Source organism: Listeria marthii, assembly GCF_014227425.1.
GTDB classification, from domain to species: Bacteria; Bacillota; Bacilli; order Lactobacillales; family Listeriaceae; genus Listeria; species Listeria marthii.
Window position 1 is genome coordinate 256,513 of sequence record NZ_JAASWB010000001.1, and the last position, 19,190, is coordinate 275,702.

General features: G+C 38.0%; 23 protein-coding genes and 2 pseudogenes. 6 read left to right on the plus strand and 19 right to left on the minus strand.

The window, feature by feature from the left end; all coding sequences use genetic code 11:
- Positions 1–32: 32 nt before the first annotated feature.
- The 7 genes from HCJ55_RS01300 to cyoE all read right to left on the minus strand — a co-directional run bounded on the left by HCJ55_RS01300 (position 33) and on the right by cyoE (position 5,148).
- Positions 33–1,073, minus strand: coding sequence for a SepM family pheromone-processing serine protease (locus HCJ55_RS01300; protein ID WP_008948360.1), 1,041 nt, complete (start codon positions 1,071–1,073; stop codon positions 33–35).
- An 18-nt stretch (positions 1,074–1,091) separates the two neighbouring features.
- Positions 1,092–1,574, minus strand: coding sequence for a pantetheine-phosphate adenylyltransferase (gene coaD, locus HCJ55_RS01305; protein ID WP_185506043.1), 483 nt, complete (start codon positions 1,572–1,574; stop codon positions 1,092–1,094).
- 2 nt (positions 1,575–1,576) lie between these two features.
- Positions 1,577–2,134 (minus strand): 16S rRNA (guanine(966)-N(2))-methyltransferase RsmD, encoded by a 558-nt coding sequence (gene rsmD, locus HCJ55_RS01310; RefSeq protein WP_185504015.1) that lies wholly within the window; start codon positions 2,132–2,134, stop codon positions 1,577–1,579.
- 96 nt (positions 2,135–2,230) lie between these two features.
- Positions 2,231–2,512: a YlbG family protein gene (locus HCJ55_RS01315; protein WP_003748837.1), complete on the minus strand. Its 282-nt coding sequence runs from the start codon at positions 2,510–2,512 to the stop codon at positions 2,231–2,233.
- Positions 2,513–2,542: 30 nt separating this feature from the next.
- A complete protein-coding gene (locus tag HCJ55_RS01320) occupies positions 2,543–2,992 on the minus strand; it encodes a YlbF/YmcA family competence regulator (RefSeq protein WP_031674748.1) in 450 nt (149 codons plus the stop codon).
- Positions 2,993–3,039: 47 nt separating this feature from the next.
- The gene (locus tag HCJ55_RS01325) at positions 3,040–4,095 is read right to left on the minus strand and encodes a CAP domain-containing protein (protein WP_185501964.1); all 1,056 of its coding nucleotides are present in this window, start codon (positions 4,093–4,095) and stop codon (positions 3,040–3,042) included.
- Positions 4,096–4,242: 147 nt separating this feature from the next.
- Positions 4,243–5,148 (minus strand): heme o synthase, encoded by a 906-nt coding sequence (gene cyoE / locus HCJ55_RS01330; RefSeq protein ID WP_185506047.1) that lies wholly within the window; start codon positions 5,146–5,148, stop codon positions 4,243–4,245.
- Positions 5,149–5,383: 235 nt separating this feature from the next.
- Here cyoE and HCJ55_RS01335 point away from each other — a divergent pair, with 235 nt between their 5' ends.
- Positions 5,384–6,301 carry a COX15/CtaA family protein gene (locus HCJ55_RS01335; RefSeq protein WP_008948366.1) on the plus strand — a complete coding sequence of 306 codons (918 nt, stop codon included), beginning with the start codon at positions 5,384–5,386 and terminating at the stop codon, positions 6,299–6,301.
- A 109-nt stretch (positions 6,302–6,410) separates the two neighbouring features.
- Positions 6,411–7,154, plus strand: coding sequence for a potassium channel family protein (locus HCJ55_RS01340; RefSeq protein WP_185516718.1), 744 nt, complete (start codon positions 6,411–6,413; stop codon positions 7,152–7,154).
- Between the two features lie 5 nt (positions 7,155–7,159).
- On the opposite strand, the gene HCJ55_RS01345 is transcribed toward HCJ55_RS01340, so the two are convergent.
- The 3 genes from HCJ55_RS01345 to HCJ55_RS01355 are packed head-to-tail and all read right to left on the minus strand — an operon-like array spanning position 7,160 to position 10,075.
- Positions 7,160–7,801, minus strand: a complete 642-nt coding sequence (locus tag HCJ55_RS01345; protein WP_185516720.1) for an MOSC domain-containing protein — start codon at positions 7,799–7,801, stop codon at positions 7,160–7,162.
- A gap of 18 nt (positions 7,802–7,819) precedes the next feature.
- Positions 7,820–8,437: a YcnI family copper-binding membrane protein gene (locus HCJ55_RS01350; RefSeq protein ID WP_185516722.1), complete on the minus strand. Its 618-nt coding sequence runs from the start codon at positions 8,435–8,437 to the stop codon at positions 7,820–7,822.
- Positions 8,438–8,449: 12 nt separating this feature from the next.
- Positions 8,450–10,075 carry a copper resistance CopC/CopD family protein gene (locus HCJ55_RS01355; protein WP_185516725.1) on the minus strand — a complete coding sequence of 542 codons (1,626 nt, stop codon included), beginning with the start codon at positions 10,073–10,075 and terminating at the stop codon, positions 8,450–8,452.
- Between the two features lie 137 nt (positions 10,076–10,212).
- Between HCJ55_RS01355 and HCJ55_RS01360 the strand changes: the two genes are divergently transcribed.
- Positions 10,213–10,404, plus strand: coding sequence for a hypothetical protein (locus HCJ55_RS01360; protein ID WP_008948371.1), 192 nt, complete (start codon positions 10,213–10,215; stop codon positions 10,402–10,404).
- Between the two features lie 60 nt (positions 10,405–10,464).
- Positions 10,465–10,851, plus strand: a complete 387-nt coding sequence (gene mscL, locus HCJ55_RS01365; protein WP_008948372.1) for a large conductance mechanosensitive channel protein MscL — start codon at positions 10,465–10,467, stop codon at positions 10,849–10,851.
- A gap of 75 nt (positions 10,852–10,926) precedes the next feature.
- Here the strand turns inward: mscL and HCJ55_RS01370 are convergent, their stop codons facing one another.
- From HCJ55_RS01370 to groES, 8 genes and pseudogenes are all read right to left on the minus strand, one after another.
- Positions 10,927–11,076: a hypothetical protein gene (locus HCJ55_RS01370; protein WP_185504021.1), complete on the minus strand. Its 150-nt coding sequence runs from the start codon at positions 11,074–11,076 to the stop codon at positions 10,927–10,929.
- 16 nt (positions 11,077–11,092) lie between these two features.
- Positions 11,093–11,961 (minus strand): annotated as a pseudogene (locus HCJ55_RS14065) (DUF1672 family protein).
- A gap of 57 nt (positions 11,962–12,018) precedes the next feature.
- The gene (locus tag HCJ55_RS01380) at positions 12,019–12,891 is read right to left on the minus strand and encodes a DUF1672 family protein (protein ID WP_185516727.1); all 873 of its coding nucleotides are present in this window, start codon (positions 12,889–12,891) and stop codon (positions 12,019–12,021) included.
- Positions 12,892–13,292: 401 nt separating this feature from the next.
- Positions 13,293–13,685 carry a hypothetical protein gene (locus HCJ55_RS01385; RefSeq protein ID WP_185501954.1) on the minus strand — a complete coding sequence of 131 codons (393 nt, stop codon included), beginning with the start codon at positions 13,683–13,685 and terminating at the stop codon, positions 13,293–13,295.
- 44 nt (positions 13,686–13,729) lie between these two features.
- A complete protein-coding gene (locus HCJ55_RS01390) occupies positions 13,730–13,939 on the minus strand; it encodes a hypothetical protein (protein WP_008948377.1) in 210 nt (69 codons plus the stop codon).
- 150 nt (positions 13,940–14,089) lie between these two features.
- A complete protein-coding gene (gene bsh, locus HCJ55_RS01395) occupies positions 14,090–15,067 on the minus strand; it encodes a choloylglycine hydrolase (protein WP_185516729.1) in 978 nt (325 codons plus the stop codon).
- 252 nt (positions 15,068–15,319) lie between these two features.
- The gene (gene groL, locus HCJ55_RS01400) at positions 15,320–16,948 is read right to left on the minus strand and encodes a chaperonin GroEL (RefSeq protein ID WP_008946500.1); all 1,629 of its coding nucleotides are present in this window, start codon (positions 16,946–16,948) and stop codon (positions 15,320–15,322) included.
- 35 nt (positions 16,949–16,983) lie between these two features.
- A complete protein-coding gene (gene groES, locus HCJ55_RS01405; RefSeq protein ID WP_008946501.1) occupies positions 16,984–17,268 on the minus strand; it encodes a co-chaperone GroES in 285 nt (94 codons plus the stop codon).
- Positions 17,269–17,503: 235 nt separating this feature from the next.
- Here groES and HCJ55_RS01410 point away from each other — a divergent pair, with 235 nt between their 5' ends.
- Together HCJ55_RS01410 and HCJ55_RS01415 are read left to right on the plus strand one after the other, a co-directional pair.
- On the plus strand, positions 17,504–18,190 hold the full coding sequence (locus HCJ55_RS01410) for a CPBP family intramembrane glutamic endopeptidase (RefSeq protein WP_185506057.1): 687 nt from the start codon (positions 17,504–17,506) through the stop codon (positions 18,188–18,190).
- A gap of 1 nt (position 18,191) precedes the next feature.
- Positions 18,192–18,396: pseudogene (locus HCJ55_RS01415) on the plus strand (DUF4305 domain-containing protein).
- Between the two features lie 27 nt (positions 18,397–18,423).
- Here the strand turns inward: HCJ55_RS01415 and HCJ55_RS01420 are convergent.
- Complete coding sequence (locus HCJ55_RS01420; RefSeq protein WP_003722329.1) at positions 18,424–19,071, minus strand: redox-sensing transcriptional repressor Rex; 648 nt, start codon at positions 19,069–19,071, stop codon at positions 18,424–18,426.
- Positions 19,072–19,190: the final 119 nt, after the last annotated feature.

The window sequence follows — 19,190 nt, forward strand, 5'->3', positions numbered from 1 at the left end:
GCGTTGTCTAAATTTAGACAACGCGGCTTTTTTTATTGTAGTTTTTCTAAATAGTTAACAGCGTCTTGGAAAGTTTTTACTGGAACGATTTTCATTTTAGAGTCGATATCTTTCGCTGTTTTTACAGCAGTGTCGTAGTTGCTTTCGATACTCGGGTCGCTTTTTTTCATTTCTTCGGTAATAGGATCATTTGGTGCAAAGAAGATTTTCGCGCCACTTTTATCTGCCGCAACGACTTTTTGATCAATTCCACCGATTCTGCCAACGGTACCATCAGGGTCAATCGTGCCAGTTCCAGCGATTTTTTTACCATCTGTAAGGTCATTTTTTTGGAAACGGCTGTAAATTTCTAGGCTGAACATTAGACCGGCAGATGGTCCACCAATTTTTTCGGAGTCGATTTTCACGGTTGGGTCTGCGGTGATTTTTTCATCGTCTACTAGTGTGATACCAATTCCCGGTGTGCCTTTTTTGTCAATGGCGGTTAATTCGATGTTGGCTACTTCATTTTTATCGCCGTGTTTGTAGTTGATTTTGACGGTGTCGCCTACTTTTTTACTGTGGATGTAATCAATGAATTCTTGGCTAGATTTGAAAGCATGTCCATCGATTTCTGTAATTAAATCCCCAGCGTGAAGGACATCGGCTGCTGGGACGTCATCTTTTACGCTTAATACATATACGCCATCATAAGTGACTTTGACTTCTTGGCCAGCTGCTTTATAGGCAACTTGGATGGCATTGTTTTTGGATTCGTTCATCATTTGCATTTGACGAACGTTATATTCTTCATCGCTTTCATTTTCGTATTTGATATCGCTATCTTTCTCTAATTCATGATAAGGCAAAAATTTGGCGGTCATATATGTATAAATATTCGCCTTTCCCATCGCGATCGTCACTAGACTTAGTGAGCCATCTTTCTTATTTGGATGGTCATCAACTGTAACGAGTGGCGCAAGTTCTTCGGTTCCGCCAGGTTTTGAAATATAATACGGAACTGGAATAAAAAAGCCCGCTATAATAATGATTAACAGCACTATCGCCGTTATTTTTTTCCACTCTTTACGCATTATTTGTCCATCTCCTACTTATTTAAATTTTGCTTGTACTGCTTCGTTCACAATTTCGGGTACAAGTTCGCGGATATCGCCTTGATACTGCGCCACTTCTTTTACCATGCTCGAACTTAAAAAGGAATATTTCGTGTTAGTCATCACAAAAAAAGTCTCGATTTCGGCATTAAGTGTTCGGTTCATCGAAGCAATTTGCATCTCGTATTCAAAATCACTTACTGCCCGAAGCCCTCTAACAATCGCAGTAGCTCCTCGTTTAGCCGCATAATCAACTGTTAATCCGCTCGCGCTTTCTACTTGAACATTCGGCAAATGGGCGGTTACTTGTTTGATCATTTCCATTCGTTCTTCCACGGTGAAAAGTGGTTTTTTGGACGAATTATTTAAAACGGATACGTAAAGCACATCAAAAATTTTCGCTGCACGTTCGATAATATCCAAGTGTCCATTTGTAATTGGATCAAATGTCCCGGGAATAACGGCAATTTTTTCTCCCATTTCTACGCCTCCTGAAATTCAAATATCGATAAAACAGTAATTCCGTATGAAACTGATCTGATTTTCTCGAATTTGCCAATGGTGTCTGGCATAATGGCTTCTTTGTCATGCTCGCAAATGATTCTTGCCTGATCGCTCACTAGTTCTAGTTTTTCCAAAGCAATCATTAATTTTTCTAATTGTTGCTTTTTATATGGTGGATCTAAGAAAACAAGGTCGAATTTCCACTCGTTTTTGTGGAGTAGTTTGAGTGCTCGTTCGGCGTCATTTCGGTAGACTTCCGCTCGCTCAGTAAAATGGCAGCCCTCAAGGTTTTGACGGATTGTTTTAATCGCCAGTGTCGCTTGGTCAATAAATACTGCTCGCTCGGCACCCCGGCTTAGTGCTTCGATTCCAAGCCCGCCGCTCCCAGCAAATAAATCCAGAACGATATCCCCATCAAAAAATGGACCGATAATCGAAAATAATGATTCTTTTACTTTATCTGTTGTTGGTCTTGTATTATTTCCTGGAACTGCTTTTAAAGCGTGTCCTTTACGTTCTCCTGCAATGACTCTCATGTTTTTGCACAACCTTTACTTCAATGTCTTTTTTACTTTATCATAAATAGGTGCAAAAAAACAGCAAGACTAGTTGAAATAGTCTCGCCGTTTTGATTAAATACTGATTTGCACATCTTCGTTTTTATGTTCGTACATCAATTCTTTTTTGGATTCGTATTCTGTTTTTAAGAACGGACGGAAAGACATTTCCACGCGTTTCACATAATGAAAACGAGAAACTTTGTTAGAGATATCTTCTACTTCGGCCATATCACAATATAATACCGCATATTTTAATTTGCGCGATACATAATGAACATTTCCAAATCGCTTCAAAGATCTAACTTGTTTGAGATGATTCATCCAAACGACGATAGCTTGTCTATCATTTTCCATTGTTTAAGCTCCTTCTTTTTAGGATAAGCTTTACGCTGAACAACCGCAGCCTCCCCCGCTGCCACATCCACCTGTTGAACAAGCAGATTTTGTTTCAAAAAACGGATTACCGGTTGGTACTTTGATATTCTCTGAAACTGCACTTGCGAGGAGCAGACTGATTTCATCCAAGAGAGATTGTAAGTCCATCTCTGCACGGCGAAAAGCTGCTACATTTTGGTCCATGTCGACTTCGCGTTTATAAGCACGAGTCTTTCTGGTTACTTCTTTATAGTCAGGATGATACCGGCCGAACCGCTGTACTTCCTCGTATTGTTCTTTTATTCGTATAAATTGACGAATATTTTTTTGTGAATTAGCGTCATTTAGTAACGCTTCTTTGGCACGTTTGTAATTTTGCGCTTCCTCGGAGTTTAGAATCATGCTAGCAAGCTCATCTGATAAATCGAGTAGCGCCATATTTTCCATTGTAGCGAGCAATCTAGCCACCTCCATATAACTTACTTTTTTATTATACCATAGAACTATTATTTAATTATAAAATTTTGCGTATAGTACTTCTGATATGTTCCCGCACCCATGTAGGTATACGAACCATCGAGTAGATTCTCTCTGTGACCTTTAGAGTTGAGCCAACCTTCAACAGCCGCCGCACTATCGACATAATTATAAGCGATATTTTCTCCAGCTTTTGTATATTTAACATTACCAGCGCTCAAACGTTTGCTTAAATCGCCTTGTGTTGGTGAAGTATGATCAAAATAATTATTTTTCTTCATATCTACACTATGCCCATAAGCAACTTTCGCAACCGATTCGTCCCAAGCTACTTCTTCTACCCCATAGCGATCACGAAGGACGTTCGTAATTTCTAACACTTGTTTGCTAGAAGCATCATCAATCGCATTCCAATCTTCTGGCGATAACTTCTCTTCATAAATTTCTCCTTGATAGGATAATTCATAAGGACGCATTTTGATGAAAGATAATTTATTGAGGTAACGCACACTAATCAGTTTGGACTTAAATTTATCGAAATTCAGTTGCGCATAAACGCCGCTTCCAATGTTGACAATCGGGCGAGCATTTAAGTCTTCTTCAGAAAGTTCGAATTTATAATAGCTGTCTTTATAGTTGAAGGATATTTCCGATTGCAAATTAGCATCGGTAAATACTTTTTCGGTAGACATACCAATTGTATATGGCATGACATTTAAATCTTGTCCTAGCGCGTAAACGGTTTGAATGATGTTATTTGTGACGCCGACTTGCATGTAGCTTGTTCCTGGTTGACTATAAATGTAATTGTCGTAACCGTACGCTGTTTTGTCCACTCGCACCGGGTCGCCAAATTCTTTCTTTAACTCGCTTACGTTTTTATTAATAAATCTTGCCAAGCTGGAACTATCTTGCACTTGTTTCGGATTTTCATTTGTTGTTTTTTTATCATCAGGAAAATTGGATTTTGTTGCGGTATCCTCGGCAGTATTTTGCTCTACTGATTTACTGAAAAATAGATCTGTGTTGTATCCAATGAACAGGCAAATGATTAATAGCACAGCTACTCGCATTATAAACTTCACATTTTGCCCTCCTCGGCAGTATTTTGTTTTCTTGATGTAACTTTCATTTTACCAATACTATTATCATTTGAAAAGCTTTAAAAGCCATAAAAAAACAATTACGAGAAAACGGCATAATGCGCGCTTTGTCATAATTGTTTTTTATTTTTATAAGAAAATCGAAATAACAACCATTGCTACGAATAAAATTGTCATATAGTTTAACGAGTATATGAACATCCATTTTGCCCACTTGATACTGTCTTCCATTTTGAAACCATAAATGCTGAGTGCTAGCCAGCCTATATTAAGTAACGTTGCTAAAATAACATAGACGATGCCTAGTTCAAACATAAAGAATGGTAGGATGGTTAATAAAATCACCCAAAAAAACATGCTTTTCTTCGTGCGTTCAATGCCTTTGACTACTGGCAACATTGGAATTCCAGCAGCGGCGTATTCATCTTTCCGTTTAATGGCGATCGCATAAAAATGCGGTGGTTGCCAACAAAACATCACGAGAAACAGCATGATTGGCACGATGCTAAACGATGGCTCAACAGCAAACCAACCAATTAGCGGTGGCACAGCGCCCGAAAAACTACCAATTACGGTGTTACTAACTAATTTTCTTTTTGCATAAAGCGAATAAACGACTACATACAAAAAGACCCCAATAACGCCAAGAACTCCTGCTTGCCAAGTCGTCATAAATAACATAATCGTACCGACAACGCCTAGCACAAGCGCGACCATTAACGCACGCTTACCAGAAATTTTCCCGGTCATTGTTGGTCTGTTTTTTGTTCTTTCCATAATTCCGTCAATATCACGGTCAATGACATTATTAAAAGCGCCCGAAGCAGCTACGATAAGTGCTGAACCGACGATAGTAAAAAATATCACGTCTACATTTTGAATAAAAGAAATTCCATTTAACTGAAAGGCTAACCACATACCTGTAAAAGCAGTAATCGTATTGGAATTCACGATACCAATTTTCACAAGCTCGGTAAAATCACGGACAGTAAACCTACTAGCCGATAACTCCCCAGTCTTTTCTATCTGATTCACTTTTTCTCCCCCTAACACTTGCTGATATAAACCAGTGATTGCGAACTGATAGATATCTTATACCCTTATTATGTGAAAAATACGCCCCTTTTGTCAATAAATCGGCTTTAGTCTTGTACGCTTTACTTCTTTAAATAAACACGCTACAATTAGTTTGATGTGTACTCATGAACTTATACATATAAACAAATTTTAGTAAAATCTCACACGCATCTAAAGGAGAGATTGGTAGATAATGAAAAAATTCTTGAAAGTTTGGTCTGTACTAACGATTATTTGTATGACGGTCGTTGTGTTTGGTGGAGCGCTCGTGACGAAAACTGGTTCAGCTGACGGTTGTGGTAATAGTTGGCCGCTTTGTAATGGGCAGTTGGTTCGTTTAACAGATGTTACTCCGGAAAAACTAATTGAATTCATGCACCGAATGACGACGGGAATCAGCTCGATTTTTGTTATCGTTTTAGCGATTTGTGCTTGGATTTATATGAAAAATCGTCGGGAAACAAAACCACTTGCGATTATCGCTGTATCGTTTCTAATTATTCAAGCGTTAATGGGAATGGCGGCTGTTGTTTGGGGACAAAATCCGTACATCATGGCGTTACACTTTGGTATTTCGATCATCTGTTATGCTTCTATTGTATTGCTTGCGTTGATGATTTTCGAGGTAGACCGGAAGTTTGATGCTAGAAACCTCGTGATGGGAACAAAATTGCGTATTAATATTTATGCGCTCACGATTTATACGTACTTAGCGGTTTATACTGGTGCGCTTGTACGACATGAAAAAGCAAGTATGGCAGTTCCGGTTTGGCCGTTTGAAAATGGTCACTTTATTATGCCTACTTCCGTACAAGATTATGTGCAGTATTTCCACCGATTAGCGGCCTTTATTTTAATTGTATGGTTGCTGTATGTAACGTGGCTTGTGTTCCGGAATTATAGAAGATATCGCGTGCTTACTTTTAGCATGGTGTTGTCACTTGTATTTATTGCTCTTCAAGCCGTTACTGGTGCGCTTTCTGTTTATACAGGAGTGAACTTATATATCGCGCTTGCTCATAGCTTGATTATTACGATGTTGTTCGCGCTACTTTGCTACTTATGTTTACTAGCATCGAGAAGTAAAAGTAATCGACTACGAATAAAATAACGAAAACTGCTGGTAACTTTATGTTGCCAGCTTTTTTTGATTTATCTACGGTTTTTGCGTCGTTTTATGCTAAAATAAATGAGAGTATAAGTCAAACGAGGTGGATAACTTGGATAAAACAAAGAGAAAAATGATTTATGAGACGTTTATGCTCATTCTGATCTTACTTTCCCTTGCCCTATTACCGTACAGAAATACCTTTACTTTTATTTTAAATTGGATTATTTGGGCGATATTTACACTTGATTATCTTGTTCGGCTTTACCGGGCGGATAATAAGTGGCATTATGTGAAAACCCATCCGTTTCAACTGATTGCGATTATTCCATTCTACACTGGCTTCCGAGCGGCTCGGATTGTTAGCTTTGTGCATCTTTTAACGATTACTGCGATGGGAAGACGGTATATTGTCCCGATTTATAACTTTTTCCGTTCCAATGGTTTGAATCGATTTTTGATGATTTTCGTATTGCTCGTAATTATTATCCCTGTTCCGATGGTCTTTATTGAACCGGAGATAAATAATTATCCGGATGCGCTTTGGTGGGCAATTGTTACGGCGACAACGGTTGGTTATGGTGATATTGTTCCTGTCACACCGATTGGGCGGATTTTAGCTTCGATTATGATGCTATTTGGGATCGCGTTTATCGGGATGATTACTAGTACGCTTACCAACTTTTTCCGTGCTAAGAAAACAACTACTTCTAGTACACAAAGAGCGAGCAAAATTACCCAATTAATTGCGGACACACCAGATTTAACGAAAGAAGAAATCGCGGTGGTAGAGCAATTTCTGACATTACGAAAAAAAGAATTAGCCGATGAAAATAAAAAAAGTGATAGCGAATGATGCTATCACTTTTTTATTCGTTTTTCGACTTGATCACGGTAGCGTTCGGACAATGCTTCCACAGCCAAAATACGCTCAAAGTCTTCGTTTGTTCCTTTTTTATGAAGTACTTTTTCATGGCAAAAGGCAACGGTTACCCCGTGTGATTCTTGGTGAACTGGCTTGATTTCATCCGTTTCCGTAATTGTACCTGGCGTAATTGTTCGGCAAAGATAGCCAGTTAGTCCGGTTTCGTGGATTGCTTTGTAGAGATTCGGGATGGCATTAAATTTTTCAATTGTGCTGCACGGGTTTCGGGCTTCGGTTACTTGGATAATGGTTTCGCCAATTTGAAATTTATCACCGATTTGAACCGTGTTTTCTAGCATATTTGTGACGATTAGATTCTCGCCAAAAGCAGTTACTTGTAGGTCTTCGCCGAACATTTCTGCCCATTTTGCATAATGCTCGTATGGATAAATGCAGACGGTCCGGTCTACCCCGCCGTGATATTTCAAATTGTGTGGTGCATCATTTTCGAAGCCATTCATCGTGAGAGTTGCTTTTTTTACGCGCTGTTTTTCGATGCCAGTCATCATTTTTTTGTTATTTGAGAGAGCCAGTTCTTTCGGTTTCCCGACTGCTAAATGGATGATTTTCCGTTTCATCTGTATGCTCCTTTGATGTTATTTTTTTCGGCTTAAAATAGCAAGAATTCCGGTAATAAGTGCGATAACACTGATGGCTACTGCAGTCCACAACAGAATAGTATTGTCACTTGCGTCGCTTGTGTCTTCAGCTGTATTCTCAGCTCCCGCCACTACTTCTCCGTGTGAACCTGTTGTTGAATTAGATGATTCTTTTACAATTTTCGTTGTCGCGTGCGGGGTTTCGGAATCCTCTGCTCCTACCCATTCGACAATCGAGCCATCTTCATAATACTGGTAGGCATTCCAAGCAACTTCCCCTTCTTCACTTGGGTTTTTAGCGATAAAACTGAAACGTTGGAATTGGCCTTTTTCAATGCCGTTTCCTTCTGTTTGCCAAGTTACTGTGTCATTTTTCTTATCGACGGTTGTTGTCCAGCCTGGCACGGGTTCATACGATTCGAAGGAAACACCTTTTGGTACTTTTAAAACGATTTTCTTGGATGCCGCGTCTTTTTCGGATGGTACTTTCATCGTGTAGGTTTCCCAAGATTCAACATCTGACTCACTTGGTTGAACGGAAACGTGGGCGCTTGCTTGGAATGGAATGATAAAAACAGCTAATAAAACGACGAGCGAACTAATAATTTTTTTCATTGTTTTTCCCCTTTACTGAGTAATATTGGTCGTAAATGTTTGATTAATATCGGTAAAATCTTTTGTTAAACCATGGACGGTAATTTCCCATTTTCCGGTCTGGTTAATATAAAGTCCTTCTGCGAAATATTGCGTATCATTTGCGAGTTTTGCTTGAAAAGTGGATTTTTCGTCTGTTTTGGTGGATTTTGTTGTGACGGTTACTTGTTCAAAATCCGTTTTTGCTGCGCCGTCTGCTGAGGTGAATGTGATGATAAATTGGTTTTGACCAACTGTCGCGGGCTCCACTCGCAAATTGATTTTGGCCGGTTCACCGTCTGCTGCAATTGTTTCGTCAAATGCTTTCGGAGCAGGTGGCGGTGGTGTTTGTACATTTGTTAAAACGCTTGCGACTATAAGGATGATGGTGCCAATAATGAGTTCGACGAGAATCGTTTTAAATGGTATTTTTTGGTTTTTGATTTTGAGATAGATGTAATGCCCTAGGCCAAGTAGCGCCATTAGTAAAAATAAACCAATTTTGAAAAGAAGTAGTTTGCCGTAATTGGTTGTAAATAGGTTGGCCATTTGCCCGATGTTCATAACCGCCATAAGCAAGCCGCTAACCAAGATTGATGCGACTGCGATGATTGCGACGATGGCAAAGCAGCTCCAAATTTCGCGCGCTTTTCCAGTTCGCGGTAATACGAATAATAGAACCAAGATCCCGCCAACCCAAACACTCGCCGCAATCATATGAAGCATATCGGCTGTGATACTTACTATTTTATCGGCACTCGCTGCAGCATGTCCATTTTGAGCCTTCGCGAAAATTAAATAGCCAATTAATGCGGTCTCGGTCAGAAGCGCGAACCAGCTTGATTGTTTATTTTTGCGGAACATGATGATAACAAAAATGGTAAGCACGAACCAGACAACAAACTCACTAATCCAAATATAACCAGTTTTTGTTGTTAAGAAAGCCGCTAACTGGCTTGGTTGGAAGCTTTCGCTGATTGCTACACCCGTTGTGATGCTTGTTTGTACGAAAAGTTGCATGAGGAATGCTACGCCTAAAAATAGGAGCGCTGTCCACGTTACTTTTTTCAAACGAGCAGATATTTTCTCGGTCAGCGGTTCTTTCCGCGGATAAAGGCCTAAGCCGAACAATAGCATCCCAATAAACAACGAAAATCCTATGTATAGTATTGTTTTTTGAACCGAACTAATTTGTAAGTCCGCACTATTCGACGGTACTTCGGTCGCTTGGAATGTCGCTTTGGTGTCGCCTAACTTAAAAGAAATTAAGCCCGTTACCGCGTGACCATCAGCCGAAACTACACGCCATGAAACCGAATAGACATCTGCTTTTAAATCAGCTGGCAACGACGCTTCCACCATATGATTGTTCTTTTTGGAAACAGCCGTTTTCCCTGTTTCCACTCGTTTCCCACTAGAATTTTTCACTTCTATCAACGGGAAATCTGCTTCAATTTCTTCATTGAAAACAAGCGTTACTTTTTCTGGTGCGGTTTTAATATGTGATTGATCGGCTGGATTGGAATTTTCCAAATAAGCATGCGCAGAAACATGCTGAACCGGCACGATGAGTATAAATAGTAAGATGACAATAAAACTGACCCTTTTCATTAATTTCATTTCCTACTCCTTTGTGAACGAACGGTTTTACTCTTTTTAACTTATCACGTGCAAGAATTGAATGGAAATAATCGGCTCATTTCCTATTGCAAAAGGCGCGCACATTATGGCATAGTTAAAGAAAAGGAGGTTGTGCTATGCTTCGTTACATCGCATTATTTTTTTTATTTGCATTTGTTATACTCATCACGATGCGGCTTCCAGCACTTCTGGCAAAATGGAAACCAACCATTCTTAGCTCTTTCTGGCTTCGAACGCTGACATTCATCATTATCGGCTACGTTTTAGTATTGCCCGCGCTTTACATAGGCCGTTTGTTACTAAAATAAGTTCAGTTGCTTTCACATCGCAGTTAGATGTTTTATACTGAGTAGTGGGAGGTGAATTATATGAAAAAAATGTTAGTAGAATTTAGAGATTTCGCGTTAAAAGGGAACGTACTTGACCTCGCTGTAGCGGTAGTTATCGGGGCTGCATTCGGGAAAATTGTTTCATCTTTAGTAGATAATATTATTATGCCACTTGTTGGCGTGCTTCTAGGTGGGCTTGATTTTACAGATTTAAGTTTCAAAGTCGGTAAATCAGTTATCCAGTACGGTGCTTTCATTCAATCCATCGTTGACTTTGTCATCATCGCTTTTGCCATTTTTATTTTCGTCAAAATACTTACTAGCTTTATTAAGAAAAAAGAGCAACCCGTGGAAGAAACACCAGTGCCTCCTACTGAGGAATACTTAAAAGAAATTCGCGATTTATTGAAAGAACAACAGAAATAACCGAAAAAAATCCTTCTTTTGTAGAAGGATTTTTTTATTTGTGTTAAACCACTAATTTGCCTATATGCACTTCCGTTAAACATTGATACTCCCACGTTTAACTTGTTCCAATAAGCTTTTCATGTTGTTACTAGTTTGTACAGCTAACTTATCTAAAGCAGAAATTGCGGCTGATTTATTCAGCAACATGACATCTATATCTGATGTTTTTAACTTTGTTGTCATTTAATTACGCTCCTATTTATTTAATAATATCTTTGGCATCTATACTTTCTCCATCAGGCAAACCTGCTCGATTTACAATAAGATTTTTATACACTGTCGTTTCATAGTTTCCTTTAGGTAATCCCGATTCATTTTGTATCTCCGTTGCTAAATTGTTAGCTATCTCTTCTTTAGGCAAACTATCTTTTTTAGAAAAGAAATTCATTGCAATTGCCATTTTCTTATTTTGAGGATCATCTTTTAAGAATAAAACTTTCAAATCGTCTACTGAAATTTCTTGGTTTTCTAAATATGCACTATAGACACTAGGAAAATACAAAGCAGCTGTGGCAATAAAATAGTATTCTTTTTCATAACCTACTGATGCAGTTTTATTAATCGCTTCATTTCTTCTCCCTAACAAATTATATTTTTTGCTATTCTTTCGGCAAATATATCTAAGTGCTCAAATTCTGTTTGATAAGCCTTTGCATATAAACCACTTACAATCGCTTTCTCAACTTCCCCCGCCTCACTTCGGGCATTCCCAACCTCATCTTTATTTAAAATTAAACCTACAATTACAGATGTATGAAACTAAATAGACTCCTCACTCTCTACCATGACAACAGCAGCATTCCGAGCAGGTACCACATTATTTACTTTCACATTTGTTTTATATTTTGTTTTCATATAGTCTATCGCTACTTGTTTAATCTCTTCCTCGTGTTTCTTCACTCGTTCTGCGGACTTCTCCCCATCTACAAACGAAAACCCTTGTCCTACATAATCCTGCACGGGCGTAGTGCCTTCTTGCGCTTTCTCTTGCTCTGTTTTTTCATTCATATTGAAACAGCCACCTAATAATAATAAACTTGCTAATAAAATCATTATTTTTTTCTTCATCTGTTCTCCTATCAGCTTCTGTATTTCATGCTCATCTTATATATTCTAGTATTCTTTTTATTTAGTAATGCCTTCTACATCTACATTTTCTCCATCGGGTAATCCTACTCGGTTTACAATGAAATTCTTAAATAAATTAATCGGGTACTCTCCTTTTGGTAAGTCTAGTTCTTCTTTAAATTCTTCAGCTAAGCTATCTACTACATTTTGCTTAGGAAGTTTATCTTCGTTTGAAAAGAAGTTCATTACAATTGTCATGTTCTTACTTGTTGCATCATCTTTTTTAAATAAGGCACGTAGCTCCTCTGCTGAAACTTGATTATTGTCTAAATATGCATTATATGCACTTAGATAATCATCATATCCTACAGTTATAAAATAATATTTCCCTTGATACCCTTTAGGTGAAGCTTTGATTAACGCTTCCTCTGTGTAACCTTCTAAATTGTATTTTCCCGCTAACTCTTCTGCAAATTCATCTAGATGATGGAACTCTACTTCATACGCTTTTGCATAAAGTCCCCCTACAATTGCTTGTTCAACTGCTCCTTCGCTACTAGACCCACTTCCTATTTCATCTTTTTTATTAAGCATAAATTTTACAACAACCGAAGTAGTAAACTGAATTGGCGCCTCACTTTCCACAATAACAACCGCACCATTTCGCGCCGGGACCACATTATTCACTTTCACATCGGTTTTATATTTTGTTTTCATATAATTTATCGCTGCTTGTTTTATCTCTTCCTCATGTTTCTTCACTCGTTCTGCTGATTTATTCCCGTCCACAAATGAATACCCCTGTCCAACATAATCCTGCACGGGAGTAGTGCCTTCTTGCGCTTTTTCCTGCTCTGTTTTCCCATTTATATTGAAACAGCCTCCTAAAAACAATAAACCTGTTAACAAAACAATTACTTTTTTCTTCATCTCTTCTCCTACCTACTTCTGTATTTTATCCCTTTCAAATCTTAATTTTTTCCAATTATTCGAACACTTAAATTGCTATAAATTTAAATCATCCAATTAACAATCATTTTTAGATTGTTACTCTCAAATAAAAATATAGTTAGATATCATCCTAAAATTATATCATAAATTCACAAAGTGCAATGTGACAGAACAACGAACAACGCTTCAATAAAATGCTGATATGATCCATTTTCAAGTAATCCCTTTTATACAAAAAGATGATTTTTTCACAATATATTCTTTTATTGATAATTTCTTCAAGTTTAATTGCCCAAACCTCCAATTGGCCAAAAAAATTAGGCTATCCACCCCCTATCAATTTCAAGAGGGAAAATAGCCTAATTAAATAAATTACAGTATTATTCTTGTTGCTTTTTCAATTGTATCGCTAAGAACATTTCGACTGCTGCGACAACTAAAAAGATAATTTGTAGAATAAATACATAACCAATAATCAGTAATTGCACCACCATCCATACTGCCAAAACAGCGGCGGCTGCAAACATGACTTCTTTTGTTCGTGGTAATTTTTTTAGTAAGTAAATTAGTGCTGCTAGGTGGAATAACCCAACAAAGACGAATAAAAATATGCCGGGTACTAAATAATCGACAAACGGTGAACCATCAAGTAAGCCAGTTGAAAGAGATAGTAGACCACCGCTTGGCATGAAAACCATTGATAATCCTCCATAAATTGCCCCAACTGCTGTAAAACCAACTATTAAAATACTACTGATACGTGTCCAGTTCATGGCGTTCTCCTAGTCGTTTTTCTAGTAGTATACCACGAAAACTTTTATTCTGCCGCTTTTCTTCGTTTTATTTTTTTGATTAAATCAATCAATACATAAACGGCAATTCCGCATGCGACAACTGTTGTAAGATACCAAGCCGGGCCAGATTCCGCGCGCACCCCGAGCCAATAAGTCACGGTTTTCGGATTGAAAAATGCAAAGCAAATCGCACAAAATGCAATCACTCGACCAATAATGGAATTCTCTCTCATAACAAGTGCATCTCCTTTTCTTTTATTATAACAATGGTTAGGGGATTGCTTCTTGCTTTTTCGGTCCCAAAATTGTTTAACGCATGACAAATTTTGGTTTTCCTCACAAAAAAACTACGACAAGGGGCTTCCCTGCCATAGTCCTATAAATTATTTATTAACGATGTTCACTTGCTGCTCATTTACGAGTGGATAAATTGCTAGTTCTTTACTCTCTAAATCCTCTTGATGCATATCCACGCCAGTAATTTGGCTATTTTCGTAAGTTCTATAATAATAGATGCCTTTATCAATATTGCAGCATGAGGAATAAATGGTATGCTCATATTTTTCCCCACCAACATCACAAAGCCCTTTTTGCTGTTCTACCGAGCCTAAAATATGGAAAAATTGGCTAATACTTTCAGATTCAGAATCACCTGAAATGGAATTCAACTTGGTAAACGTTGCCTTCACAAAACGAGACATGGAGGATAAATCACCAGGTAAACCAATCCCACCCATTCCGCGACTATAAGCATCCAAGTCAATTTCGCTAGAGAAAGTATTTTCTGGCGTTTTACTGGAAAGCGCACGATAATTATTTAAATTAAATAGTTGATAATCAAATGTTGGATTATTTGTTAATACCCCTACTGGATTATCATAGATGCGAAGACCATCTTTCACAGACTCAATCACGATGGATTCAGTTTGATCCGCCATCAACCAATGAAGCGGAGAAAGTGGCAGTTGCTCACTAAAACTAATATTAACAAGATTGATTTTATCAAGTAGTACTCTTGCTTCTTTTACAGTAGCGCATTGACTAAGAATCCATGGAATAAATTCAAATGGTGTCACATTATCTTTTCCTTCCGCAAATTCCTTATAATCAGCATTCCCTGAGAAATTGAGTCCCGCCATACTAAGCCCTTTTTCATTGGTGGCGTCGTAGTACAAAGGATAGTTTTCCATCACAGCAGCAATACCAATTAACGCATAATGTTGATTAATATCCTCTACCTTGCGAAAACGAAACGGATAATTTTTTGGCGTAACAACCACAACCTCTTGGTAAGAAAGTTCATAGTCAAAATTCCTTCCAAAATAGTGATCTTTTGTTGTATAAGTTATTGACGTACACATCAAAAATCCCTCCTCGAATTTTTCAGCTTACATGTATATAAGTACCCTAGGCATTTTGGGTAAAACATAATTTGTTGTTTTTTTCACAATAAAACGGAATAGCTGCTAATCGCTAACTCCCTCTCAGGGCGTGCAACCTAAATCATTAAAAAAATTTACTTTATCATAAGTTTGTTTTCATTTTTCCACTACAAAAAAAGATCCCTGAAAAAATTCAGAGACCTTTTTAAAATTGTTCGGTTGATACGATGCTTACATCATACCGCCCATGCCGCCCATTCCCATGTCAGGAACAGCTGATGGACCGTTTTCGTCTGGTTTGTCTGCTACAACTGCTTCTGTAGTTAATAGAAGTGCTGCAACGGATGATGCGTTTTGTAGTGCGGAACGTGTTACTTTAGTTGGATCGACAATACCAGCATCAATCATGTTTACCCATTCGCCGTTTGCTGCGTTGAAACCAACGCCAACTGCTTCGTGTTTCAAGCGTTCTACGATAACGGAACCTTCTAGGCCAGCGTTATGTGCGATTTGGCGAACTGGTTCTTCTAGAGAACGAAGCACGATGTTGATACCTGTTTCTACGTCGCCTTCTGCTTCAAGTGCTGCTACTTTGTTGTAAATACTTACAAGGGCAGTACCACCACCGGCTACGATACCTTCTTCTACAGCTGCACGAGTAGAGTTAAGGGCATCTTCAATACGTAATTTACGTTCTTTTAGCTCTGTTTCAGTTGCAGCGCCGACTTTAACGACAGCTACTCCACCTGCAAGTTTTGCTAAACGCTCTTGTAATTTTTCTTTATCAAATTCAGAAGTAGTTTCTTCCATTTGCGCACGAAGTTGATTTACACGAGCGCTAATTTGAGTGGAATCGCCTGCTCCTTCTACGATAGTTGTATCATCTTTTGTTACGACTACTTTGTTAGCAGTTCCAAGTTGATCAATGGTAGCTGTTTTCAGTTCTAAGCCTAAATCTTCTGTGATTACTTGTCCACCAGTTAAAATAGCTACGTCTTCTAGCATTGCTTTACGACGATCGCCGAAACCAGGAGCTTTTACTGCTACTACGTTAAATGTTCCACGAAGTTTGTTTAGCACAAGAGTTGCTTGAGCTTCTCCTTCAACATCTTCCGCGATAATTAACATTGGACGACCTTGTTGAACTACTTGCTCTAAAACTGGTAAGATTTCTTGAATGTTGTTGATTTTTTTATCTGTAATTAAGATATATGGTTTTTCAAGAACAGCTTCCATTTTATCGGAATCGGTTACCATGTAAGGGCTAGTGTAGCCGCGGTCGAATTGCATACCTTCTACTACGTCTAATTCTGTTGCAAAACCTTTGGATTCTTCAATAGTGATAACGCCGTCGTTACCAACACGTTCCATTGCTTCTGCGATTAATTTACCAACTTCTTCATCACCAGAAGAAATAGCTGCAACTTGAGCGATAGACTCTTTGCTTTCAATTGGTTTAGAGATAGCTTTTAATTCTTCGATAGCTGTTGCTACGGCTTTTTCGATACCGCGGCGAACGCCTACTGGGTTTGCTCCAGCTGTTACGTTTTTTAAGCCTTCTTGAATCATTGCTTGCGCTAAAACGGTAGCTGTTGTAGTTCCGTCCCCAGCAACATCATTGGTTTTAGAAGCAACTTCAGATACAAGTTTTGCTCCCATGTTTTCAAATGGGTCTTCTAATTCGATTTCTTTTGCAATCGTTACACCATCATTTGTAATTAACGGAGAACCGAATTTCTTTTCTAAAACAACATTACGACCTTTTGGGCCAAGCGTTACTTTTACTGCGTTTGCTAATTGGTCGACACCACGTAACATGGCACGACGAGCATCTTCACTAAATTTAATATCTTTTGCCATTTTATATTTCCCTCCGATTATTTCTTTTTTTAAAATTATTTAGTAATTGCTAAAATGTCACTTTCACGTAAAATCAGATAGTCAGTTCCTTCATACGTTACTTCTGTTCCAGAGTATTTTGCGAAAATTACTGTGTCACCTTCTGCAACTTCAAGTGTTTCTCTTGTTCCGTTTTCTAGAACACGACCTGAACCGACTGCAACAATTTTCCCTGATTGCGGTTTTTCTTTGGCAGAGTCTGGTAATACAATCCCACTCGCTGTTTTTTCCTCTGCTTCAAGTACTTCAATTACAACACGATCTCCTAATGGTTTTAACAATGTAAATGACCTCCTCTGATATAATTACATTTTTCATTTTAGCACTCGACACATCAGAGTGCTAATACAGTTATTATGATACCAAACTGAATAAAAATTGCAAGCAAAAACGTTTAAAAAATGGAAGAATTCTTATTTGCGGTAAAGCTTGATAACGAGTACAATAAGGAGAGCTATTTCCGCTTGTTTGAAGCAATTTAGCATGATTTTTGTTTTTAGAGAGGATGCGTCTTTTTTGGCTAAACGTTATATTACGATTGTGTTAGTTTATTTGTTATTACTGTTCTCTGCATCTATTGGAATTCCAATTGTTCAACATATTTTATTAAGTGTCACTTCCCTTTCGGCGGAAGATGCTGCGGCTTATGGAATGGTTATTTGGTCGATATTTTCTAATCTTTTATCGCTGGCTATTATCATTCCGATGCTTTATAGAAAACCAAAAGAAAATAAAATTGAACTCGGTGAAAAAACGAAACCACTATTTAGTATCGTTTGGATTATCGGTGGTGTCATTGGATTATATGTAGCGCAAATTATTTGTAGCATTATTATTACGATGATTTCTGGGGACATGAGCACGTCTGCAAATACGGAATTACTAGTTGATTTGACAAAAGCTGCACCGATTTTCTTGATTTTCATTTCCATTCTAGGCCCAATTTTAGAAGAGCTTGTATTTAGAAAAGTGGTTTTTGGTGGGCTGAGCAATGTCATGAATATTCATGTGGCTGCGGTTATTAGTTCGCTTTTCTTTGGACTGCTTCATGGGGATATTTCCTTTTTACTGACTTATTTTGTCATCGGACTGATTCTTTGTTTTCTTTATACGAAAACGAAACGGATTGTGGTTTCGATGGGCGCTCATATTTTGATGAACACGATTGTTTTGCTTTTGAGTCTCGGAATAATTGGAGGATAATATGAAAAATTCATTAATTAAGCAAAGTTTTCTTTATTTTGCGCTTGGTCTTGTATTTGTATATTTTGTTATTGTTCGTGTAGCTGAATATGGTTATGATATCCTTGCTTATATACTTATTATAATGACATTAATGGATTTTGGGATTGGTATCGGCTTGATTATTACCGGACTGAGAAGACGTAAAAAAAACCTGTAGAAAGTAAGTTTTAGCTTACCTTCTACAGGTTTTTTTATTCTGTTTTCGCTGGATAATTTTCCAGGAAATAGATTAACGTTTGTAATTCCGTTGTAAGATCGATATGGTGCACACGAACTTGTTTTGGAACACTGATACGAGCTGGTGTAAAGTTTAGGATACCTTTAACATCTGCTTCGATTAAACGATCTACCGTTACTTGTGCTTCGTCAGCTGGAACTGTCAGAATAACTACTTCCACACCGTTTTCACGAACAATTTCTTCCATATCATTTAAATGATAAATCGGAATATCTTGTTGAACACTACCTACTTTCGCTGGATCCACATCAAATGCAGCAACGATTTTGATATTATTGTTTTTCATGAAATTATAATGTAATAATGCTGTCCCTAGGTTACCAACACCGATAAGTGCAACATTTGTCTGTTTGTCCTGACTGAGTGTTTTGCTGAAAAAGTCGAGTATGTATGAAACGTTATACCCGTATCCTTTCTTACCTAATGCGCCAAAGTACGAAAAATCACGTCGAATAGTCGCTGAATCAACTTTCACCGCTTCACTTAATTCCGCTGATGATACTCGTTCCTTACCTGACTCATCTAGGTATTTCAAGTAACGATGATATAATGGTAAGCGTTTTGCTGTCGCTTGTGGAATTTTAGTTGTTTCCTCCATCATGCCTTCTGTCCCTTCTTCTTTTAAATTTTTTCTGAAGTTGAAGCTTTTGTGAACTGTACTTCCTTTCACATGCTTGCTTATATACTATAAACATTTCACAAGGAATGCACAAACTTTTT